This is a genomic window from Rhodococcus sp. NPDC058505, assembly GCF_042720095.1.
In the GTDB taxonomy this organism is placed as follows: domain Bacteria; phylum Actinomycetota; class Actinomycetes; order Mycobacteriales; family Mycobacteriaceae; genus Rhodococcus_G.
On sequence record NZ_JBHXNB010000009.1, the window covers coordinates 1 to 21,028 of the forward strand.

Sequence of the window (21,028 nt, forward strand, 5' to 3'; positions counted from 1 at the left end):
AACCCCACCGAGGGGGGGGCGCCCACAACTGAAAGCGGGGGGGGGGGCCGGGGGGGGGGGGGGTGTTTTCCGGGGCCGCCTCGGGCCCCGCGACCGGGCGGATCTTCCTGATCGCCGCCGCGGTCGCGGTCGTCACGGTGGTCGCCGTCGTGTTCCTGCCGAACCGGCCGCTGCGCACCACCATCGATATCCAGCCGTCCGACGCGGACGAGGAGTACGCGAAGGTCTGACCGCCGCGCGCGACAGGGCCCGGCCCCGCTTCGGGGCCGGGCCTCCTCGTCCGGTCAGGACTTGCGGTTGTACAGCCGCATCGTGATCGGCCCGAACACGAGCACGAAGCCCGCGCACCACGCGAACACGATGCCGAGCTGTGCTGCGGTCACCTCGCCTGCCATCAGCCCACGGATCGCGGTGACCAGGTGACTGATCGGGTTCACGTCGACAAATGCGCGCAGCCACCCGGGCATCGTCGACGGGTCGACGAAGATGTTCGACGCGAACGTGAGCGGGAACAGGATGAACATCGACACGCCCATGACGGCCTGCTCGGTGCGCATCAGCATCGCGAACATCGTCCAGATCCACGACATTGCGAACGAGAACAGCAGCAGCAGCGCCACCGACGCGACAATGCCGACGATCCCGCCCGCCGGCCGGAACCCGAGGATCAGGCCGAGCACCATCACGATCACCGAGGCGATGGTGTAGCGCGCGAGGTCGCCGAGCAGGGCCCCGACCAGCGGCGCAGGCCGCCAGATCGGCAGCGACCGGAACCGGTCGAAGACGCCCTTCTCGATGTCCTTGTTCAGAGTCAACCCGGTGTACATGGTGATCATCACGACCGTCTGCACCAGGATGCCCGGGATCAGGAACTGCACGTAGGCGTCGGTGGAGCCGGCAAGCGCCCCGCCGAACAGGTACGTGAACATCAGCGTGAACATGATCGGGAACATGGTCACGTCGAAGAGCTGCTCGGGGACGTGCTTGATCTTCAGCAGCGCCCGCCAACCGAACGACAGCGACGACGTCACCGCGCTCGGCCGCTTCGGCCGCGGCCCGTCAAGGGCGAGGGCCTCGCCCACCGCGAGCGCGGGTGAGCTGGTGACGGTGGTGGTCGTCATGACGGGGTCCCTTCCAGCGAGACGTCGGTGGGCCGACCGGTGAGCGCGAGGAACACCTCGTCGAGACTCGGCTGCCCGAGGGCGAAGGTGGTGACGGCGATGCCCGCCTCGTTGAGCGCAGGCAGCGCGGCGGCGACGCGGTCGGGGTCGTCGGTGCGGGCGCTGAGCGCCGCCGCGTCCGCCTCGGCGGTGATGTCGACGCCGAGGACCCCGGCAAGCACCGCGGCGGCCTCGTCGCGGCGGGCCGGGTCCGCGACCCGGACGTGCAGCGCGCCGGATCCGACGGACGCCTTCAGTTCCCCGGTCGTGCCCTCGGCGATGACCCGACCGTGGTCGATCACCGCGATCCGGTCGGCGAGCTGATCGGCCTCGTCGAGGTACTGGGTGGTGAGCAGCACGGTGGTGCCGCCGGCGACGAGGGCCCGCACGATCTCCCACACCTGGTTGCGGCTGCGCGGGTCGAGGCCGGTGGTCGGCTCGTCGAGGAAGATCAGTTCCGGGGTGACGATGATCGACGCGGCGATGTCGAGCCGCCTGCGCATGCCGCCGGAGAAGTTCTTCACCTGCCGTCCGGCGGCGTCGCTGAGGTCGAACGCGGCGAGGAGCTGCGCGGCCCGGTCGCGGGCGGCGGGCCGGGAGAAGCCGTACAGCCGGGACAGCAGCACCAGGTTCTCGGTGCCGGTGAGGTCCTCGTCGAGGGACGCGAACTGTCCGGTCAGCGCGACCTTGCCGCGGACCGTGTCGGCCTCGCGGGTCACGTCGTGGCCGAGGACGCGGGCGGTGCCGTCGTCGATGTCGAGGAGGGTGGCGAGCATCCGGATGGTGGTGGTCTTGCCCGCGCCGTTGGGGCCGAGCACGCCGTAGACGCCGCCACGGCGGACGGCGAGGTCGACGCCGTCCACCGCGACGGTGGAGCCGAAGCGCTTGACGAGACCGTGGGTTTCGATCGCGAGGTCCGAGGGCATGTGCTCCAGCCTGTCCGATTTCGGTGCTTCGGGCAACGGATTTACCGATCTGTGCTCTCCGACGGCGCGGGGAGAGCGGCCACGCTGAGGCTGCGGATCGCGGTGTCGAGCTGCGCGTATGCGCTCCGGGTCAGCCGGTCGAGGATGGCCAGCTTGAGGGTCGGTTCCGCCTCGGCGAGGGTCGTGAAGCGGTCCGGGCTCAGGATCGCGAAGCGGGCCGCGGTGTCGGCGCGGATGTCGTTCAGAAAGGGGCCGCCGACCAACGTCGGTATCTCGCCGAACGTCATGCCCGGTGCCAGCGTGGTGACCCGGTGACTGGTCCCGTCGCCGCCGTGCACGACGACGCTGATCCGCCCCGACAGCACCATCGCGATCCCGATCGCGTTGTCCCCGCGCCGCACCACGGTGCTCCCGGCCGGAACGTCGACAATGTCGAGTTCGGTTGCGATGCGGTCGAATTCCGCTCGGGTGAGGCCGGCGAGCGCCGGATGGTCGACCAGGTCGATCGACTCCGGAATCCGTCCGGACGGGCAGTACCGGTCGAGCAGTTCGGTCTCCGCCCACTCCAGGGCGCTGTCCAGGTCCGCGTAGGTGCGATCCGACCGGTCGACGCTCGATGCGGTGACCCCGAGATGCCCGTCCGGGTCGACGAAGGCGCAGCCGCAGCCCCGCCCGGCGAGGTCGGCGCGCAGGTCCGCGAACATCCGGCGACCGACCGCCCCCACCTCGTCGACGCGGCGCAGGTCGACGACGACCGCGTCGAGGCCGGACACCCGGGAACCGACCGCCCGGACCGCGGACTCCGCGCCCGAAAACAGCAGGTCGCCGTGCAGTTCATAGACGCGGGCGCGGGCGCCGTGCTCGGCGAGGGCGGCGCGCTCGGCCGGGGTGCGGCGCTGCCGGGACGGCGCGGCGTCGACGGTGTAGGTGGAGCGGATCGCCGACCGGGCCGCGCGACCGACGTGCAGAAAGTGCAGTTCGAGGCTGCGGGACAGCTCGCGGCACGCCTGAACGCCCCGGACACTGTTGCCGTGGGTATCGAGGCGGGGGGAGTGGACCGCGATGCCGATCTGCCCCGGCAGGACCGCAAGCAGCCCGCCGCCGACCCCGCTCTTGGCGGGCAGCCCCACCTGCGTGATCCACTCGCCTGCCGCGTCGTACATGCCGCACGAGGTCATCACCGACAGCACATGCTCGGCGTTGGCCGGGGAGAGTGCGCGCCGTCCGGTGCGCGGGTGGGTGCCGTTGTTGGCGAGGGTTGCCGCGATCAGTGCGAGGTCACGGCAGGTCACGTTGATCGAGCACTGCCGGAAATAGAGGTCGACGGCCTCGTCGGGGTCGTCAGTGATGATGCCGAAGGAGCGGAGCATGTGACCGATCGCGCGGTTCCGGTGCCCGGTGCGGGCCTCGGACGCGTACACCCGCTCGTCCATTGCCAGTTCCCGCCCCGCGTACGTCGAGTAGCAGCGGCGCACCCGCTCGAACCGTTCGGCGGGGTCCGCGCCCGCGATCAGGGACGCGGCGGTGATCGCGCCCGCGTTGATCATCGGGTTGCGGGGCCGCTCGGTGACCGGGTCGAGGCTGATCTCGTTGAACGGCTCCCCGGACGGTTCGACGTCGATCTTCGCCGCGACCGCCGCCGTCCCGCGGTCCGCGAGGGCCAACCCGTAGGTGAGCGGCTTGGAGACGGACTGGATGGTGAACGCCACCCCGGTGCTGCCCGCCTCGTAGACGTGACCGTCGGTGGTCGCCACGCACAGCGAGAAGGTGTCCGGGGGGACCTGGGCGAGCTCGGGGATGTAATCGGCGAGCGCCCCGGCCCGGTTGTCCAGGCAGTGCTCGTATATCTCGCCGATGATCGCGTCCACGACAGTGCGCATGCCGATCAGGGTGTCATCCCGGCGGCGACCGTGCAGGCCGTGACCTGGCGCCGGGCGGCGCAGGCTGTGAGTTGACTCACCGTGGCGGGCATAATGGAGCAGGCGGTGCAGCCGTCCGGGGGCTACCGGGCGGTACGCCTGGCGATCATCGGATTCCGGGCTCCGTAGACTGGCCGGGTCGGCCGGTGGTCGGTCGACGCGTGTGCGTGCGGTCGCGCGTGACGTCCTGCGGAGGGAGCGATCTCGTTGGGTGTTCTTTCTCGAGTCCAGACCCCCGACGATCTGCGCGGTCTGACCCTCGCCGAGATGCGTGAGCTCGCCGCCGAGGTGCGCGAGTTCCTGGTGCAGAAGGTGTCCGCGACCGGCGGACATCTCGGACCGAACCTCGGCGTTGTCGAGCTGACGCTCGCCGTGCACCGGGTCTTCGACTCGCCGAAGGACGCCGTGCTCTTCGACACCGGCCACCAGGCGTACGTGCACAAGATCGTCACCGGCCGCAAGGACGGGTTCGACACCCTGCGCAAGCGGGGCGGCCTGTCCGGGTACCCGTGCCGCACCGAGTCCGAGCACGACTGGGTGGAGTCCTCGCACGCCTCCGCCGCGCTGTCCTACGCGGACGGTCTGGCGAAGGCGTTCGCGCTCACCGGCCAGGACCGGCACGTCGTCGCCGTCGTCGGTGACGGGGCGCTGACCGGCGGGATGTGCTGGGAGGCGCTGAACAACATCGCCGCAGGCCGGGACCGCTCGGTGGTGATCGTGATCAACGACAACGGCCGCTCCTACGCGCCGACGATCGGGGGGGTCGCCGACCACCTCGCGGCGCTGCGTCTGCAGCCCGGCTACGAGCGGGTGCTCGACAACAGTCGGCGGATGGTCAAGAAGGTGCCGTGGATCGGCCGGGCGGCCTACCAGTTCCTGCACGGGATGAAGGCGGGCATCAAGGACATCGTCAGCCCGCAGGTGATGTTCACCGACCTCGGGATCAAGTACCTGGGCCCGGTGGACGGCCACGATCAGGCGGCGATGGAATCGGCGCTGCGCCGGGCCAAGGACTTCGGCGGTCCCGTTCTCGTCCACGCCGTCACCCGCAAGGGCATGGGGTACGCGCCCGCCGAGAACCACAAGGCCGACCAGATGCACGCGACCGGCGTCATCGACCCCCGCACCGGCCGTTCCACCAGCGCCCCGGTCCAGGACTGGACGTCGGTGTTCTCCGATGAACTGATCGCACGCGCCGCCGACCGGGAGGACGTCGTCGCGATCACCGCCGCGATGCCCGGACCGACCGGCCTCACCGCGTTCGGGGAGCGGTTCCCGCAGCGGATGTTCGACGTCGGCATCGCCGAGCAGCATGCGGTGACCTCCGCGGCCGGGCTGGCGCTCGGCGGCCTGCACCCGGTGGTTGCCGTCTACTCGACGTTCCTGAACCGGGCCTTCGATCAGCTGCTGATGGATGCCGCGCTGCTGAAGCAGCCGGTGACGCTGGTGCTGGACCGGGCTGGCGTGACCGGACCCGACGGAGCCAGCCACAACGGCATGTGGGACTTTTCGCTCCTCGGCATCGTGCCGGGCATGCGGGTCGCCGCGCCGCGGGATGCGGCCTCGCTGCGGGAGGAACTCGGTGAGGCGCTGGCGATCTCGGACGGCCCGACCGCGCTGCGGTTCCCGAAGGGCGCGGTGGGGGAGGGCATCCCGGCACTCGAGCGGGTCGGCGGCGTCGACGTGCTCGCGATGCCTCCGTCGCGGAGCGGGGACGGGTCCGAGCAGCCCCGCGGGGATGTCCTGATCGTCGCGGTCGGGTCGTTCGCCGCGATGGCGCTCGACGCCGCGGACAGGCTTGCGCAGCAGGGCATCTCGGCGGCGGTGGTGGATCCCCGGTGGGTGCTTCCGGTGCCGAGCGCGGTGGTCGACCTGGGGCGTGCGTTCTCGATGGTGGTCACCGTCGAGGACAGCGGCGTGCACGGCGGGATCGGTTCCGCGGTGTCCGCGGCATTGCGGGCGGCGGGTGTCGACACCCCCGCCCGCGACGTCGGGGTTCCGCAGCGGTTCCTCGACCACGCGTCCCGCGACCAGGTGCTCGCCGAGGTCGGCCTGACCGCGCAGGATTTGGCGCGGCAGATCACCGGCTGGGTGGCCGGGCTGCGGGCCGAGGAGGTTGCGCCGAGCACCGCGGACAGCGGTGCCGCCCCGCAGCCCTGATCCGGCCCCGGCTCAGCCCGCCGCTTCGAGCGTGCGGCCGCGGGTCTCGGTGACCAGCCTCCACACCACGAAGAAGGACACCGCGGCCATCACGGCGTAGCCGCCGTAGGTGACCGAGAGATTCCAATCGGCCATGGCCGGGAAGGTCGCCGAGACGAGGAAGTTCGCGACCCAGTTGGCGGCGGTCGCGATGCCGACGGCGGCGGCCCGCACCCGGTTCGGGAACATCTCGCTGATCAGTACCCACACCACCGGGCCCCACGAGAAGGCGAAGAAGAACACGAAGGTGTTGGCGGCGATCAGGGCGACGGTGCCCGCCGCGCCCTCCAGGGTGGCGACCGATTCACCGATGTCGTTCGTGGTGATCGTCGCGGAATGGAAGCAGATCGCGGCGGTGGCCAGGGAGATCGCCATGCCGATCGAGCCGATCAGCAGCAGCGGCCTGCGGCCGATCCGGTCGATCACCGCGATCGCGACGAAGGTGCCCGCGATGTTGACGACGGCGCTGACCACGCTGATCAGCAGGGAGCGGTCCTCGCCGAAGCCGACCGCCTCCCAGAGGGTCGCCGAGTAGTAGAAGATCACGTTGATGCCGACGAACTGCTGCAGTGCGGCCAGCGTCATCCCGATCCAGACCAGGGGTGCCACCCCGAGCGGCTTCGAGAATAGTTGCCGCAAAGTGGTTTTCGCGCGGTGCTCGCTCAGTGAGGCGCGGATCTCGGCCAGCCGGCCGGTGACCACGTCAGCGCTGCCGCCCTCCAGGCTCGCGAGGACCTTCCGTGCTGCGTCGTCGCGACCACGCAGCACCAGGAAGCGCGGCGATTCCGGGATCGTCAGGCTCATCACCAGATAGAGCAGGGCGGGGATCGCCTCGAGGGCGAGCATCCACTGCCAGGCCTCGATGCCCGCGAGCGGCTCGCGGGCGCCGCCAGCGGCCTGGTTCAGGGCGTAGTTGACGAGTTGGGAGATCGCGATGCCGAGCACGATGGCGAGCTGGTACATCGAGCCGAGCCGCCCGCGGATGGCGGCGGGCGAGATCTCCGCGATGTAGGCCGGTGCGATCACCGAGGCGAAGCCGACCGCGACACCGCCGACGACGCGCCAGGCGGTGAGGTCGTAGACGCTGAACGGGAACGCCGACCCGATGGCGCCGACGACGAACAGGATCGCGGCGAACTGCATCACCCGGATGCGGCCGATGCGGTCCGCGAGGTCGCCGGCGATCCACGCGCCGAGCGCGGCACCGAGGAGGGTCAGCGAGACGGTCAGACCGGTTCCGGCGGCGCCGATCTCGTACTTGTCGCGGATTGCTCCGACGGCGCCGTTGATGACGGCGGTGTCGTAGCCGAACAGGAAGCCGCCGAGCGCGGCGGATGCGGCGATGAGCACCGCGTGACCGACCGCCGCGCGGGTGGCTCCGGATCCCGGTCCGTCGAACGCGGTGTCGTTCGTCGCCATGTTCGCCTCCAGACTGTCGGCCCGCGTGCCTCCGGGCCGACGCTACTGCGCGCCGGCCCGGTCCGCGCGGCGACGCGCGGCCGGTCTCAGCCGACCTTGCCCGCGGCCTCGGACAGTTGGGGCGCGATCTTGTCCAGCACCCACGGGATGCTGAGCACGTTGACGTTGCTCAGTCCCGCGACGACCTGCTGGTCGCTCAGCAGGACCGCCGAGCCGCGCCCGATCGCGGACAGCTGGCCGAGGGCGGGATGGGTTGCGGTGTCGGAGGACCCGTCGACGAACGCGACAACGACGTCGGCGTCGATGTCGCGCAGGTTCTCGAACGAGAGCGACTTGTAGAAGCTGCCGGTGGGGTTGTCCTGCGCCAGCGCCTCCACCCCCGGCGCGTTGACGAATCCGAGCTCGGTGAGGACCTGCACCCGCGGGTCGGTCGGCAGGTAGACGTTCGCGGCACCGGATGCGGTGTCGAAGTTGACCACGGTGAGGGTCTTGCCCGCGAACTCCGGGTGGGCGGCGGCGGTGTCGGCCAGGGTGGCGCCGAGTCCGTCGACGAGCGCCCGCGCCTCGTCGGGCCTGCCGACGGCCTGTCCGATGATCGAGGTCTGGTCCTGCCAGGTGGTCTGCCAGGCGCCGCCCGGATACGCGACGGTCGGCGCGATCTCACTGAGCCGACGGTAGTACGTCTCGTCGAAGCCCTCGTAGGGCGCGAGGATGGCGTCCGGGGTGAGGGCGGCGATCGACTCGACGGACGGGTCACCGGACTGGGGGTCGTCGTACAGGGTGGTCGCGTCGGCGTCGAAATAGGGTTGCGCCCACGGCATCACGCCGTTCGGGTCGGCGCCGTAGATGTACTTCGGCTGCCCGACGGGCGTCAGGCCAAGGGCGTAGAGCACGTCCTGCGCGTTCCACCCCATCGTGACGAGGCGCTGCGGCTCCGCATCGATGGTGGTGGCGCCGAACGTGTTGTCGATCGTGACCGGGAACGCGCCGGTGCCCGTCCCGGTCGTCGGGTCGGTGCTGTCGGTGTCCGAGGAACAGCCGACCAGGGTGGTGAGGGCGAGCGCGGCGATGCCTGCGCGGAACAGCGAACGCTTCATGTAGGTGAGGCTAACCTACTGGATGATTCCGCGCCCCGGGGAGATGCTCCCGGGGCGCGGAATCGGCGGGCAGATCGACTATCCGATGTTGCGGCCCAGGTCGGGAATCATCCGAATGACCTGGTCCTCCCAGTTCTTCCAGTTGTGCACGCCGGTGGCCGGGTAGTCGAAGTGCGCGTTTGCGCCGCCCAGCGTGGCCACCCGAACCTCGAAGGCGCGGGTGTTGGCCAGCGCCAACGCTTCCAGCGGCACCGCCTGCACCACACCGAGCGCGTCGCTGACGTCGCCGTTGCCGGGGACGCCGCTGCCCGACGAGATCCACAGCCGGGTGTTGTTTGCCTTGAGCATCGGGGCGAACACGAACGGGTCCATCCGCAGCCACTGCGGGCCCCACGGCGGCGCCATCGCGTCGATGTTGAACCCGCCGGCCGAGACCATCGCGACGCGCAGCGCCTCCCGCATGCCCGGCGCCGAGTTGTTCAGGAACCCGGAGAACGAGCCGGCGAAGCTGAACTGCTGCGGGTGGTAGGCGGCGAGCGTGAGGGCGGCGCTGCCGCCCATCGACAGGCCGAACACGCCGTTGCGGGTGCGACTGAAGCCGTACCGGTTCGCGAGGGCCTCCGGCAGCTGCCGGGTCAGGAAGGTCTCCCACCGATAGGTGTTCGCCTTGCCGTCCACCTCGGCCCCGGCGTCGGAGCTGCCGAGCGCCGACGAGCCGTTGGAGCTGCCGGTGGACGAGCCCAGCTCGCCCGGACCCCAGGTGCTCGGCGCGTTCCAGTCCGCGTAGAAGCTGGACTCGCCGCCGACGGGCATGACCACGTTGATGTTCGCGCGGGTCAGAGCCTGCGCGATGTTGGTCTCGATCTCCCAGCCGTTCCAGTCGTTGCGGGCCCGCATCCCGTCGAGCGCGTACACCACCCGGTCCGTGTTGCCGTCGTTGGCGCGGAAGACCCGCGACTTGATCGCACCCATGTCGGATTCGACCCAGAGGTCACACTCGCGGCAGTCCACGATGGCCGCGTTCGCGGTGCCGACGGGTCCTGCTACCGACGCCCCGAGCGGCAGCAGAATCGCCATCGACACCAGTGCCGCACGGCGGCGCACCGGGGTGCCGGTTCTGGATCGGCGTAATCGCATCGTGCTTCGGCCTTTCGTCGGTGCGGCCAGACGCAGCCGCGGATCACGGGCCCGTGAACTCTACCGCGCCCGGGTCGGCGACGCGGGCGCGAAACGGTCACGGGCACGGCACGAGTGCATCGTGCCGTGCCCGTGTGCCGCGGGAACCGATCAGACGCTGGCGACGCCCTCGGCAAGGAACCGGGATCCGTTCACGGCCTCGGAGGTGCCGGTGCGGTCCAGGTAGGGGGTGATTCCGCCGTTCCAGAACCCGAACCCGCCGCCGAGGATCAGGCAGAGGTCGATGTCCTCGGCCGCGGCGACCACGCCCTCGTCGAGCATGATCGCGATCTCCTCGGCGAACGCCCGGCGGGTCCGGTCCAGGACCTGCTCCGCGGTGGACGGCGTGTCACCCTGCGGCCACAGCGCGGCGACCTCGGGATCGACGACCTGCCCCTGGTCGGTCCAGGTCCAGACGCCGGGCTTGCGGGCCTCGACGAGGGCCTCGAGTCCGGGCGAGCTCGGGAACCGCTCCGGGTACGCGGCCTGCAGCGTCTCGCCGGTGTGCAGCGCGACGGCCGGGCCGACGAGCGCGAGCAGCGTGAACGGGCTCATCGGCATGCCGAGCTCGGCGATCGCGTTGTCGGCGATGTCGAACGGGGTGCCCTCGTCGACGGCGGCCATGACCTCGCCGAGGGTGCGGGTGACGAGCCGGTTGAACACGAAGCCCGGCTTGTCGCCGCACAGCACCGCCGACTTGCGCAGCGACTTCGCGGTCGCGAACGCCGTCGCCAGGGTGGCGTCGTCGGTCCGCTCGCCCCTGATGATCTCGAGCAGCGGCAGCACCGCGACCGGGTTGAAGAAGTGGAAGCCGACGACCCGCTCGGGGTGCGTCAGGTCCGCGGCCATCTCGGTGATCGACAGGGAGGAGGTGTTGGTCGCCAGGATCGTTTCGGGGGCGATGTGCTCCTCGAGCTCGGCGAACACCTTCTTCTTGACGTCCATGTTCTCGAAGACGGCCTCGATGACGAAGTCGGTCTTCGCGAACGCGGCCTTGTCGAGGGAGCCGGTGACGAGGGCCTTGAGCCGGTTCGCGGCATCGGGGGACAGCCGCCCCTTGCCCGCGAGCTTGTCGATCTCGGCGTGCACGTAGCCGACGCCCTTGTCGATCCGCTCCTGGTCGATGTCGGTGAGGATCACCGGGACCTTGAGCTGCTTGACGAACAGCATCGCGAGCTGGCTGGCCATCAGGCCGGCGCCGACGATGCCGACCCCGGACACCTTGCGGGCGAGGGACTTGTCGGGGGCGCCTGCGGGCCGCTTCGCGCGGGAGTTGACGAGGTTGAACGCGTACAGGCCCGCCCGCAGCTCGTCGGTCATCAGCAGGTCGGCGAGGGCCTCGTCCTCGGCGGCGAACCCGGCATCCAGGGTCGCCGGGTCGGTGAGGTCGACCCGGCGGGCGGCGTCGAGGAGCGCGACCGTGCGGACGGCGCCGGGGGCGTTGTTCTTCGTCTTGCCCGCCACGATCGCGGTGGCGCGGGCGATGGCCTCGTCCCAGCCGGCGCCGCGGTCGATCTCCGGGCGGGCGGGGACGATCTCGCCTGCCAGCACCTTCGCCGCCCAGGCGAGGGACTGCTCGAGGAAGTCGGCGCCACCGAACACGGCGTCGGCGAGTCCGAACGTCGCGGCCTGCGCCGCGGTGAACGTCCTGCCGTTGTTCAGCGGGTTCTCCACCGCGATCGTCACCGCATGGGCGGGGCCGACGATGTTGGGGAGCAGCTGGGTGCCGCCCCAGCCGGGGACCAGGCCGAGCATCGCCTCGGGCAGGCCGAGGGCGGGCAGGTTGTCGGCGTAGGTGCGGTAGTGGCAGTGCAGTCCGACCTCGAGGCCACCGCCGAGGGCGAGGCCGTTCACGAACCCGAACGTCGGGACGGAGGACTCGCGGAGGCGGCGGAACACCTTGTGCCCCAGGCGTCCGAGCTCGAGGCCCTGCTCGCGGGAGCTGATCGACGGGACGCCCTTGAGGTCGGCGCCCGCCGCGAAGATGAACGGCTTGCCGGTGACGGCGATCGCGGCGGGGTGCGCGGCGAACGCCTCGTCGAGGGCGGCGTCGAACGCGAGCAGCCCGCGGGGGCCGAAGGAGTTCGGCTTGCTGTGGTCGAAACCGTTGTCGAGGGTGATCAGCGCGACCGGGCCCTCGATGCCGGGCACCGCGATCAGCTTGGTGTATGCGTTCGTCACGACCTCGTCGGCGAAAGCGCTTGCGATGTCACTCATTTACTTGCCTCCGGCCTGGTAATCAGCGTGGTGGGGGTTCTCCCAGATGACGGTGCCGCCCATGCCGAGGCCGATGCACATGGTGGTCAGGCCGTAGCGGACCTCCGGCTGCTGCGCGAACTGGCGTGCGAGCTGCGTCATCAGGCGCACCCCGGACGAGGCGAGCGGGTGGCCGCACGCGATGGCGCCGCCCCACTGGTTCACCCGCGGGTCGTCATCGGCGATGCCGAAGTGCTCGAGGAACGCGAGCACCTGCACCGCGAACGCCTCGTTGATCTCGAACAGGCCGATGTCCTCGATCGTCAGGCCGGTCCGGGCGAGCAGCTTCTCGGTCGCGGGGACCGGGCCGATGCCCATCACGGCGGGGTCGACGCCCTGGAAGGCGAAGCCGACCATCCGCATGGCGACCGGAAGGCCGAGCTCGGCGGCGGTGTCCTCGCCGGCGAGGAGCGCGGCGGTCGCGCCGTCGTTGAGTCCCGCGGCGTTGCCCGCGGTGATCCGGCCCGCGGGGCGGAACGGCGTCTTGAGCTTCGCGAGGTCTTCGATCGTGGTGCCGGGGCGCGGCGGCTCGTCCTCGGTGGCCAGGCCCCACCCGTTCGCGGCGCGGGTGGCGACCGGGACGAGGGTGTCGGCGATGAGGCCCGCCTTCTTCGCGGCGTCGTACTTGTTCTGCGACGCGACGGCGTAGGCGTCGGTGCGGTCCTTGGTGATGGTCGGGAACCGGTCGTGCAGGTTCTCCGCGGTGTTGCCCATCACCAGCGCGGACGGGTCGACCAGCTTGTCGGTCAGGAAGCGGGGGTTCGGGTCGGCGCCCTCACCCATCGGGTGCCTGCCCATGTGCTCGACGCCGCCCGCGATGACGACGTCGTACTGGCCGAATCCGATGCCGGAGGCGGTGGTGGTGACCGCGGTCATCGCGCCTGCACACATGCGGTCGATCGCGAAGCCGGGCACGGTCTCGGGGAGGCCAGCGAGGATGGCGGAGGTGCGGCCGATGGTCAGGCCCTGGTCACCGGTCTGGGTGGTCGCGGCGATCGCGACCTCGTCGATGCGGTCGGGCGGCAGCTGCGGGTTGCGGCGCAGCAGTTCGCGGATCGCCTTGACGACCAGGTCGTCGGCGCGGGTCTCGGCGTAGATGCCCTTGGCTCCGGCCTTGCCGAAGGGGGTGCGGATGCCGTCGACGAAGACGACACCGCGACCCTGCGAAGTCGATGGAGACACGGAAGATTCCTCCTGGTGGAGATGCTCACCGTCACGGTCGGGCGGTGAGGCTCGGGTTGCCCTCGTAGCGAGCCGTCCCACGTTCGCTACCGGTCGGTAACTTACTCTACGTCAATACCGGCGGTACCGGCACGAGGGAGGTTCGAGCAGGGCGGATTACCCGTCCGAGTCGTGGTACTCGAGCACCGGCTCGCGGGCGATCACGTCGCCACGCACGGTGATGGTCAGGGCGTCCTCGTCGAGCGCGTACTTCCGCACGCCGCGGCCCGCGGTGTAGCCGTCCTCCGTGGCCTTGGGGTTGGCGAAGTCGAGCGGTGTGTCGTCGCTCCGCCGGGCCTTCGAGTAGAGCCGACCCGACGCGGTCCGGCAGACGACGATCGCCGACTCGGCGGTGCGTGCCACGGTCACCGCGGGATCGGTGCGATCGCAGCGCGGCCCGCCGAATCCGAACCCCTGCTCGTCGACGACGCTCACGGGCGCGGGCGGCGCGTTGGTCGGCGGGGATGACGTCGTCGGTGGTGGTGGCGTCGTCGTCGGCGGCGGGGCGGGGGTGTGCGCGGGCGGCGGCGCCGCGTCGGATCGCCCGGCGTCGGGCAGCCACGCCACGCCTGCCGCCGCCAGGGCGGCGAGCACCGCGCAGGCGGCGAGCGGAACGAGCAGCCTGCGTCCCCGCGCCGGTGCCGGGACCGCCGCAGGCCCCGTCGGCGTTGGCGCGGCGAGATGCCTGGTCGGGGCGGGCGGGGCCTGCGGCGACGGGGGCGGCGCGGGGGTCCCCGCGCCGAGCGCGGAGCGGGCGGCGGCGGCCAGCGCATCCGAGGACGGGAACCGGTCGGCGGGGTTCTTCGCCATCGCCCTGGCGATCACCGCATCCAGCGCGGGGGGCAGTTCGGGCCGCGCCGCCGTGACTCGGGGTGCGGGCAGGTTCAGGTGCGCGTGCACGAGGTGCGCGGTGTCCGAACCGGGGAACGGTGCGCGGCCGGTCAGCAGGTGGTAGAGCGTGCAGCCGAGCGCGTACTGGTCGCTTCGTCCGTCGAGCGGCCGCCCCTCCAGCTGCTCCGGTGCGGCGTACTGCAGGCTCGCGACGACGGTGCCGGTCCGCGTCAGTGCTGGCGAGTCGAGGCCCTTCGCGATCCCGAAGTCGGCGAGCAGTGCCCGTTCCCGCTCACCGGGGCGGGGGGCGGTGAGCAGGATGTTCGCGGGCTTGACGTCGCGATGCAGCACCCCCGCGCGGTGTGCGTGGTCGAGGGCGCGGGCGATGTCGGCTGCGATCGCGATCGCCCGATCGGCGGTCATCGGGCCCCGCCGCAGCGGTGTGGCGGCGTCGGTCCCGTCCACGTACTGCATCGCGATCCAGAGCCGGTCGCCGCCCCGGTGGGGGACGGACCCGCGGTCGAGGACCGCGACGATGTTCGGATGGTCGAGCCGCGCCGCGTGGTCGGCCTCGCGCAGCACCCGGTCCCGACCCTCGCGGGTCCGCGTCAACGATGGGTCGGGGAGCTTCAGCGCGACCAGCCGGGGCAGGCTCGGATGTGCGGCCAGATAGACGCTGCCCATGCCGCCGGCGCCCAGCAGGCGCTCGATGCGATACCCGGCCACCACGCTGCCCGGTCGGAGTTCTCGCGCGTCGATGCCCACACTCCTGACCCGGTCCGTTTCGCTCGGCGGTCAGCATATCCGTCCCATCCGCGTGGTGAACGCCACAGCCCCGATGCACGCGCGATCGCCGGGGAATGTCGGTGCGGGCAACGGAACGTGAACGGTCCGCGCGCCGGGAGTGGCCTGCCTCACCGCCGGCGCGGAACCGTCGGTGATCTGCCTCACCGCCGTGTCGCGGCCGCGGGCCCGACGGTGGATGCGGGCACCGGTGGCGGCGGCATCCCGATCATTGTGTCTGACAACGAGGTTCACAGGTACGTGGTCGGGGCGCCCCGATTCGCGTCGGTGACCTGTGCTGTCGAGAACCAGTGGTGCCTCGAATTGTCAAGGCCGTGAACGGTTTCGCGTCCCATCGTAGGTTTATCTCGGGTCGGGGGATCCGCCGCGACCGCACTGTATGGGAGGACACATCGTGGGATCTGCTGAAATCGTGACCATCGTCAGCGCCGTGTCGAGCATCGTCTCGATCCTGGACAAGATCAGCTCGGGCAGCTCGGCGGACGGCGGCGCGTCCGGGTCGGCGGCCAGCACCGCGTAGCGGGTCGGGCGGGGCCGGTCGTGCCGCGCACGCCCGCCCCGCCGTCGTCCGATCAGATCGGAGATCGGCCGGTGCGGATGCGCCACCGCAGGTCGGCCATCAGATAGTTGTACGGAAACTCGCGGAGCGGCGATGGAAGCAGTCGGTTTACCCCGGCGACGACCCGCATCAGCCGGTCGAACCGCCGCTGGTCCCTGCTGGTCCACGAGTAGCGCATCTGGTCCCGGAACTCCTGCGGGAGAAAGCCCTTGGTGATGAAGAGGTTGAGCGGGCCGAGGAGCCGCGCGAGGATCGGATGCGCGAATCCGGCGCGGGCGATGATGTCGAGGTGGGCGCGGACGGCATCGTCGATCGACACCTTCGTCAGCGACTCGGTCCAGTACTCCTCGAAGGCGTCCCGGTTCGCGGGCCACATCTGCTGCGTGACCTGAAGGGTCGTGCCGAACACGGCGCCCCGCTGGTAGTAGTACTCGCGCTGGGCGGGGGTGTACTCGCCGCGCAGGACCCGATGGGTGTCCTCGAAGCCGCGGTAGATGCAGGCCGCGACCCACAGTTGCAGCTCCGGATCGAACGCGTTGTACTCGACCGGACTGGCCTCGCCGGAGCGCACCTGGGCGTGTGCGCGATTGACGCCGCGGCGGAACAGTTGCTTCTCCTCGTCGGTGCCCAGCGCCGCGACCGCCAGGTACTGCAGGGTGGTGCGGCTGCGCTTGATCGGATGGTCGAACAGGCGACCGGACTCGACGGTGCTCTCCATGACGCCGTAGCCGACGCCCGGCCACGAGAGCTGCATGATGACGTTCGCGGCGCCCGCCATCAGCGAGATCCCGTCGATCTGTGCGAGCACGGGTCCGCCGTCGATCGCACGAATGCTGCCGCTCGGCGCGGGCTTCCGTGGTGTCTTTCCGTCCCGTGGTGTCTTCCCGTTGCTTCGCTGTGTCACCGACATCTGCCCCTCCAGATCCAGTACTGGCGTCGCCGCCATCGGGCTTATCTGAGTACGACTGTAGTCACATATATGTGATCGGTCCAGGGAATCGGCCATCGTGGTGGAAGGATGGTCGGCATGACGTCGTCGGCGCGGGTGTACGCGGGGGTGGACGGGGATCGGCGGCGCGCCGAGCGGCGCGCGCAGCTGATCGAGGCGGGCCTCGACCTGCTCGGCGCGGCGGAGGGGGAGCCCGTCGTCTCGGTGCGCGGGGTCTGCAAGCACGCCGGGCTGGCGACCCGCTACTTCTACGAATCCTTCCCCGACCGTGACGCGTTCGCCGTCGCCGTGTACGACCACGCCACCTCGCGGATCGCCGAGTCGACGCTGCGGGCGGTCGCCGAGGCTCCCCCGCAGGAGCGCGCACTGGTCCGGGCCTGCGTCGCCACCATCGTCCGGGACGTCTCGGCGGACCCGCGGTTGGGCAGGCTCGTGTTCTCCGGCCCGGTCACCGCGGTCCTCGCGCGGCGGCGGCTCGAATCCGCGCGGATGTTCGTCGGGCTGACCACCGCGCAGGTCGTCGACTTCTACGATCTGCCTGCGGGGTCGGAGGTCGACCTCGTCGCGCACTTCGTCGTCGGGGGCCTCGCGCAGATCCTCACCGCGTGGCTCGACGGCGCGGTCGACGTCGACACCGACGTGCTCGTCGAACGGTGCACCGACCTGATGCTCGCCGTCGCCCCGATCGTGTAGGTCAGTGCCCGCCGAGGGCCTGTGCGAGAACGGGTGCCGTCAGCTCTCGCTGCCAGGGTCGGGCATCGCCCGCCGTCAGCGCCGCGTCGACGAACGCCGTCAACGTCGCGACGTCCTGGTCGCGGTGGTCGTCGGGAACGAAGTCCCAGCACAGCCTGCGCACCAGCTCCGGGGTCAGCAGGTTCTCCACCGGCACGTGCACCCGCTCGCCGAGTGCGGCCATCGCGCCCCGCGCCGCGGCGAGGCGATCCGCCGCCTCCGGATGCTTGCGGGCCCACCGGTTCGCGGGCGGCGGCCCGGTGAAGGGCTGGGTCACCGGCGGCAGGTCCGACTCCGGGAGGGCGCGGGCCCGCTCGAGCGCCTGCAGCCAGGTCCGGGAACTGCGACGTTGACGGGGCCCCCCGAACACCGGGAGCGCCCGCAGCGCATCGATCGATCTCGGGTTCGCGCTCGCGGCGGCGACGATCGCCGAGTCCGGCAGGATCCGTCCCGGCGCGATGTCGCGCCGGGCGGCGATCTCGTCGCGGGCCTGCCACAGCTCGCGGACGGCGGCGAGCTGCCGGGGCGACTTGAGCGAGTGGATCTGGGAGGTGCGACGCCACCGGTCCGGCTTCGGCTTCGGCGGGCCTGCGAGGCGGACGTGCTCGAATTCCTCCGCCGCCCAGCGGGTCTTGCCTTGCGACGCCAGCTCGGCGGCCATCGCGTCGCGCAGCTCCACCAGCACCTCGACGTCGAGCGCCGCGTAGTTCAACCAGGACTCGGGCAGCGGGCGGCGGGACCAGTCGTCGGCGCCGTGTCCCTTGCGCAGTTCCAGGCCAAGCATCCGCTCGACGATGGCCGCCAGCCCGACCCGCTCGAAGCCGGCCAGCCTGCCCGCGAGTTCGGTGTCGTAGAGGGCGGTGGGGCGCAGCCCGAGCTCGGCCATTCCCGGCAGGTCCTGGTCGGCGGAGTGCAGCACCCACTCGAGCGGGTTGATCACGTCGGCGAGCGGACCGAGATCGGCGGCGATCGGGATCGGGTCGACGAGGACGGTTCCCGCCCCCGCCCGGCGGAACTGCAGCAGGTACGCGCGACCGGAGTAGCGGAAGCCCGACGCCCGCTCCGCGTCGACGGCGAGCGGACCCGTTCCGGCGGCGAGCCGGTCGGCGGCTGCGGCGAGCAGTCGCGGCGAGTCGACGACCTCGGGAACACCCTCTGCCGGGGTCAACAGCGGCACCGCGGACGTCCCACCCGACGCGGGGGAGTGGTCCGAGGTCGATGCGTCGTCCGAGGTCGCTGGCATGACTGCTGACTCTACGACGTGCGTGCCGCCGCCAACCCCGGGGTGTGGTCCCTGCGCATGGTCGGGATGATTCAGATCGGCGTTTCGATACCCGTGACCGGAGTTCTCGGGTAATCTCGAATTTCGTTACGATTCAATCGAAATTGTCCGTTTCGGCGGAGCTCTCGGGCGGCACCGCGCTACGGTGAGGCCCACCGCGGCGAACGAGAGGTGTACAGATGGCCGGTCCTTCCGCACTTGCGTCCGTTCCCGGCTTCTCCCCATTCGGTCCGATGTCCCGGTTCGGGGAACTCGCGCCGGTGGGGTCGCTGCCACCCGGACGTGACGTCGAACTCCCGGGTCGCGGCAGCACCTACGTGCTCGACACCGGTGAGCGGGTCGACCAGGACCGGCCGACCCTGGTGCTGCTGCACGCGCTGGCCTGCACGGCCGCGCTGACCTGGTACCCGGTCATCGATGCGCTCGCGACCAAGGGGCGGGTGGTCGCACTCGACCAGCGCTGGCACGGCCGCGGCATCCGCTCGGACCGCTTCACCCTCGAGGACTGCGCCGACGACGTCGCCGCGCTCGGCGACGTGCTCGGCCTCGACCGGTTCGTCGTCGTCGGCTACTCGATGGGGTCGCTCGTCGCGCAGCTCGCCGCGCGCGCCCACCCGGACCGGGTCGCGGGCATGGTGCTCTGTGCGGGCACCACCGGATTCAAACGCAATGCCAGGGAACGGATCGCGCTCGACGCCCTCAATGGGTCGATGGCCACCCTGCGGCCCGGGGCGGGGCGCCGTCCGGAGGTGGACGGCGACCCCGTCGGCAGGCAGCGCGAATGGCTGATGGGGCAGTTCCGCAGCACCAGCCCCGGCGCGGTCGGCCGGGCCGTCGCCGAGGTCGGCAAGTTCGACTCGTCCGGCTGGATCGCGGACCTGACCCTGCCGACCTCGGTGGTGGTCACGGCCACCGACCAGGTGATCCCGGCGCGCAGGCAGCACTGGATGGCCAGGCAGATCGCGGGCGCGGCGACCTACGAGGTGCAGGCCGGTCACGGGGCCTGCGTGCTTGCCGCGGACGAGTTCAGGTCCGGGCTGATGCCCGCGGTCGCTTCCGTGACTTCGCGCGTGCGGCCTTGACCAGTTCGTCGAGCGCGGGGCCGAAGGCGTCGGTCAGGTCCCACAGTCGCGGGGCGAGCTCCCGGCAGGACACCGCGCCGACGTTCAGCGTGCCGTCGAGCGACATCACCGTGATGTTCAGCCCGTTGCCGTGGAAGATCGGTCCGAGCGGGTACATGGCCGAGATCCGTGCACCGAGGAAGTACAGCGGCATCGGCGGCCCCGGCACGTTCGAGACGATCAGGTTGGTGACCACCGGATGCCGCTCGGCGAGGCGCAGCGTCGAATAGGCGCGCATCACCCCGCCGAACAGGGTGGGTGCGGCGAACTGGGACCAGTCCTGCAGCAGGGTGGCGCCGAGCGAGGCGTTGTGCGACTTGACCATCGTGTTGTGGCTGTTGGCCTGGAGCAGCCGCTCGACCGGGTCGTCGATGCCGGTCCCGAGCTGGGTGAACATGCCGGAGATCTGATTGGTCCCCGGCCGGTCCGAGACGTCGTGCACGGAGACCGGGACCATCGCGACCAGCGGGCTGTCGGTCAGTTCGTTCCGGTCGTCGAGGTAGCTGCGCAGCGCGGTCGCGACCAGCGCCAGGACCACGTCGTTGACCTTGACGTCGAAGGCGTTCTTCACCAGCTTGACCTTGTCCAGGTCGAGTTGGGTCCAGGCGAGGGTGCGGTGCGCGGTGATCGCGCCGTTGAACGAGGTGCGGGGCGCGGTGAACGGGGCGGGCATCGCCTCGCCGCGGCGGGCCCGGCGGATCCACCGGGGGAGCAGGGCGACCGCGCTGGGGAGCGCCTTCACCAGATCGACCGGGCGGCCGAGGAAGCCGAGCGCACCGCTCACCGCGAGGTCGAGGGTGCTGCCCTTGCCCGCGTCGCGCTGGCTCGGGTCGGGGTCGGGGCGCGGGGCGTCGGGGGTCAGGCTGCACAGCTGCGACATCATCCCGGCGCCCGTGACGCCGTCGACGTTGGCGTGGTGCATCTTCGACATCACCGCGACCGAGCCGTCCTCGAGGCCCTCGATGATCCACATCTCCCACAGCGGGATGGTCCGATCCATCTGCTGGCCGGCGATGTGCGCGCACAGCTCCTCGAGTTCCTCGCGACCCCCCGGCGCGGGGACGGCGACGCGGTGCAGGTGGCGGTCGAGGTCGAAGGTGGAGTCCTCCACCCAGGCCGGGTGGTCCAGGTTGAACGTCGAGTCGAATAGTTTCCGCCGGAAGCCGGGCATTCCTCGAATGCGTGCTCCCAGTTCAGCTTTCAGGCCTGCATAACTGTACCCGCCGGGTACCGTCGAGACGTCGAGGACGATCAGGCCGCACACGTGCAGCATCTGCGTCGGCGTCTCGAGGTAGAGGAAGGTGGAATCCAGACCGCTCAGTCTCTCCATGGCGGACATAGTAGAACGTGTTCTAGATTGTTCTAAGGAAATGGTGA

At 70.9% G+C, this 21,028-nt stretch carries 17 protein-coding genes; 5 read left to right on the plus strand and 12 right to left on the minus strand.

The window, feature by feature from the left end:
* The first annotated feature begins 62 nt into the window (after positions 1–62).
* Positions 63–230 carry a hypothetical protein gene (locus tag ACFWPA_RS09125; protein ID WP_378570083.1) on the plus strand — a complete coding sequence of 56 codons (168 nt, stop codon included), beginning with the start codon at positions 63–65 and terminating at the stop codon, positions 228–230.
* 54 nt (positions 231–284) lie between these two features.
* Here ACFWPA_RS09125 and ACFWPA_RS09130 read toward each other — a convergent pair whose 3' ends face one another.
* The 3 genes from ACFWPA_RS09130 to glsA are packed head-to-tail and all read right to left on the minus strand — an operon-like array spanning position 285 to position 3,966.
* Positions 285–1,121 carry an ABC transporter permease gene (locus ACFWPA_RS09130; RefSeq protein ID WP_378509389.1) on the minus strand — a complete coding sequence of 279 codons (837 nt, stop codon included), beginning with the start codon at positions 1,119–1,121 and terminating at the stop codon, positions 285–287.
* Complete coding sequence (locus ACFWPA_RS09135; protein WP_378509390.1) at positions 1,118–2,086, minus strand: ATP-binding cassette domain-containing protein; 969 nt, start codon at positions 2,084–2,086, stop codon at positions 1,118–1,120. The genes ACFWPA_RS09130 and ACFWPA_RS09135 overlap by 4 nt, the downstream gene beginning before the upstream one ends.
* A 41-nt stretch (positions 2,087–2,127) precedes the next feature.
* Positions 2,128–3,966, minus strand: coding sequence for a glutaminase A (gene glsA / locus ACFWPA_RS09140; protein ID WP_378509391.1), 1,839 nt, complete (start codon positions 3,964–3,966; stop codon positions 2,128–2,130).
* A gap of 246 nt (positions 3,967–4,212) precedes the next feature.
* Between glsA and dxs the strand changes: the two genes are divergently transcribed.
* Positions 4,213–6,165 carry a 1-deoxy-D-xylulose-5-phosphate synthase gene (gene dxs / locus ACFWPA_RS09145; RefSeq protein ID WP_378509392.1) on the plus strand — a complete coding sequence of 651 codons (1,953 nt, stop codon included), beginning with the start codon at positions 4,213–4,215 and terminating at the stop codon, positions 6,163–6,165.
* A 12-nt stretch (positions 6,166–6,177) separates the two neighbouring features.
* Here dxs and ACFWPA_RS09150 read toward each other — a convergent pair whose 3' ends face one another.
* From ACFWPA_RS09150 to ACFWPA_RS09175, 6 genes are all read right to left on the minus strand, one after another.
* Entirely contained in the window at positions 6,178–7,623 is a 1,446-nt protein-coding gene (locus ACFWPA_RS09150; protein WP_378509393.1) for a sugar porter family MFS transporter, read from the minus strand.
* A gap of 86 nt (positions 7,624–7,709) precedes the next feature.
* Positions 7,710–8,720 carry an iron-siderophore ABC transporter substrate-binding protein gene (locus ACFWPA_RS09155; RefSeq protein ID WP_378570045.1) on the minus strand — a complete coding sequence of 337 codons (1,011 nt, stop codon included), beginning with the start codon at positions 8,718–8,720 and terminating at the stop codon, positions 7,710–7,712.
* Positions 8,721–8,798: 78 nt separating this feature from the next.
* A complete protein-coding gene (locus ACFWPA_RS09160; RefSeq protein ID WP_378570046.1) occupies positions 8,799–9,857 on the minus strand; it encodes an alpha/beta hydrolase in 1,059 nt (352 codons plus the stop codon).
* A gap of 150 nt (positions 9,858–10,007) precedes the next feature.
* The gene (locus tag ACFWPA_RS09165; RefSeq protein ID WP_378509396.1) at positions 10,008–12,113 is read right to left on the minus strand and encodes a 3-hydroxyacyl-CoA dehydrogenase NAD-binding domain-containing protein; all 2,106 of its coding nucleotides are present in this window, start codon (positions 12,111–12,113) and stop codon (positions 10,008–10,010) included.
* On the minus strand, positions 12,114–13,334 hold the full coding sequence (locus ACFWPA_RS09170; RefSeq protein WP_378509397.1) for a thiolase family protein: 1,221 nt from the start codon (positions 13,332–13,334) through the stop codon (positions 12,114–12,116). It abuts the gene before it with no gap.
* 156 nt (positions 13,335–13,490) lie between these two features.
* Positions 13,491–14,969, minus strand: coding sequence for a serine/threonine-protein kinase (locus tag ACFWPA_RS09175; RefSeq protein WP_378509398.1), 1,479 nt, complete (start codon positions 14,967–14,969; stop codon positions 13,491–13,493).
* Positions 14,970–15,402: 433 nt separating this feature from the next.
* On the opposite strand from ACFWPA_RS09175, the gene ACFWPA_RS09180 reads away from it, so the two are divergent.
* Positions 15,403–15,528 carry a hypothetical protein gene (locus ACFWPA_RS09180; RefSeq protein ID WP_378570047.1) on the plus strand — a complete coding sequence of 42 codons (126 nt, stop codon included), beginning with the start codon at positions 15,403–15,405 and terminating at the stop codon, positions 15,526–15,528.
* Between the two features lie 52 nt (positions 15,529–15,580).
* Here ACFWPA_RS09180 and ACFWPA_RS09185 read toward each other — a convergent pair whose 3' ends face one another.
* On the minus strand, positions 15,581–16,477 hold the full coding sequence (locus ACFWPA_RS09185; protein ID WP_378509400.1) for an oxygenase MpaB family protein: 897 nt from the start codon (positions 16,475–16,477) through the stop codon (positions 15,581–15,583).
* 108 nt (positions 16,478–16,585) lie between these two features.
* Between ACFWPA_RS09185 and ACFWPA_RS09190 the strand changes: the two genes are divergently transcribed.
* Positions 16,586–17,209, plus strand: coding sequence for a TetR/AcrR family transcriptional regulator (locus tag ACFWPA_RS09190; RefSeq protein WP_378509401.1), 624 nt, complete (start codon positions 16,586–16,588; stop codon positions 17,207–17,209).
* Position 17,210: 1 nt separating this feature from the next.
* Here the strand turns inward: ACFWPA_RS09190 and ACFWPA_RS09195 are convergent, their stop codons facing one another.
* On the minus strand, positions 17,211–18,491 hold the full coding sequence (locus ACFWPA_RS09195; RefSeq protein ID WP_378509402.1) for an HRDC domain-containing protein: 1,281 nt from the start codon (positions 18,489–18,491) through the stop codon (positions 17,211–17,213).
* A gap of 218 nt (positions 18,492–18,709) precedes the next feature.
* Between ACFWPA_RS09195 and ACFWPA_RS09200 the strand changes: the two genes are divergently transcribed.
* Positions 18,710–19,612 carry an alpha/beta fold hydrolase gene (locus ACFWPA_RS09200; protein ID WP_378570048.1) on the plus strand — a complete coding sequence of 301 codons (903 nt, stop codon included), beginning with the start codon at positions 18,710–18,712 and terminating at the stop codon, positions 19,610–19,612.
* Here the strand turns inward: ACFWPA_RS09200 and ACFWPA_RS09205 are convergent.
* A complete protein-coding gene (locus ACFWPA_RS09205; RefSeq protein ID WP_378509404.1) occupies positions 19,557–20,981 on the minus strand; it encodes a wax ester/triacylglycerol synthase family O-acyltransferase in 1,425 nt (474 codons plus the stop codon). The two genes, ACFWPA_RS09200 and ACFWPA_RS09205, sit on opposite strands and share 56 nt — an antisense overlap.
* Positions 20,982–21,028: the final 47 nt, after the last annotated feature.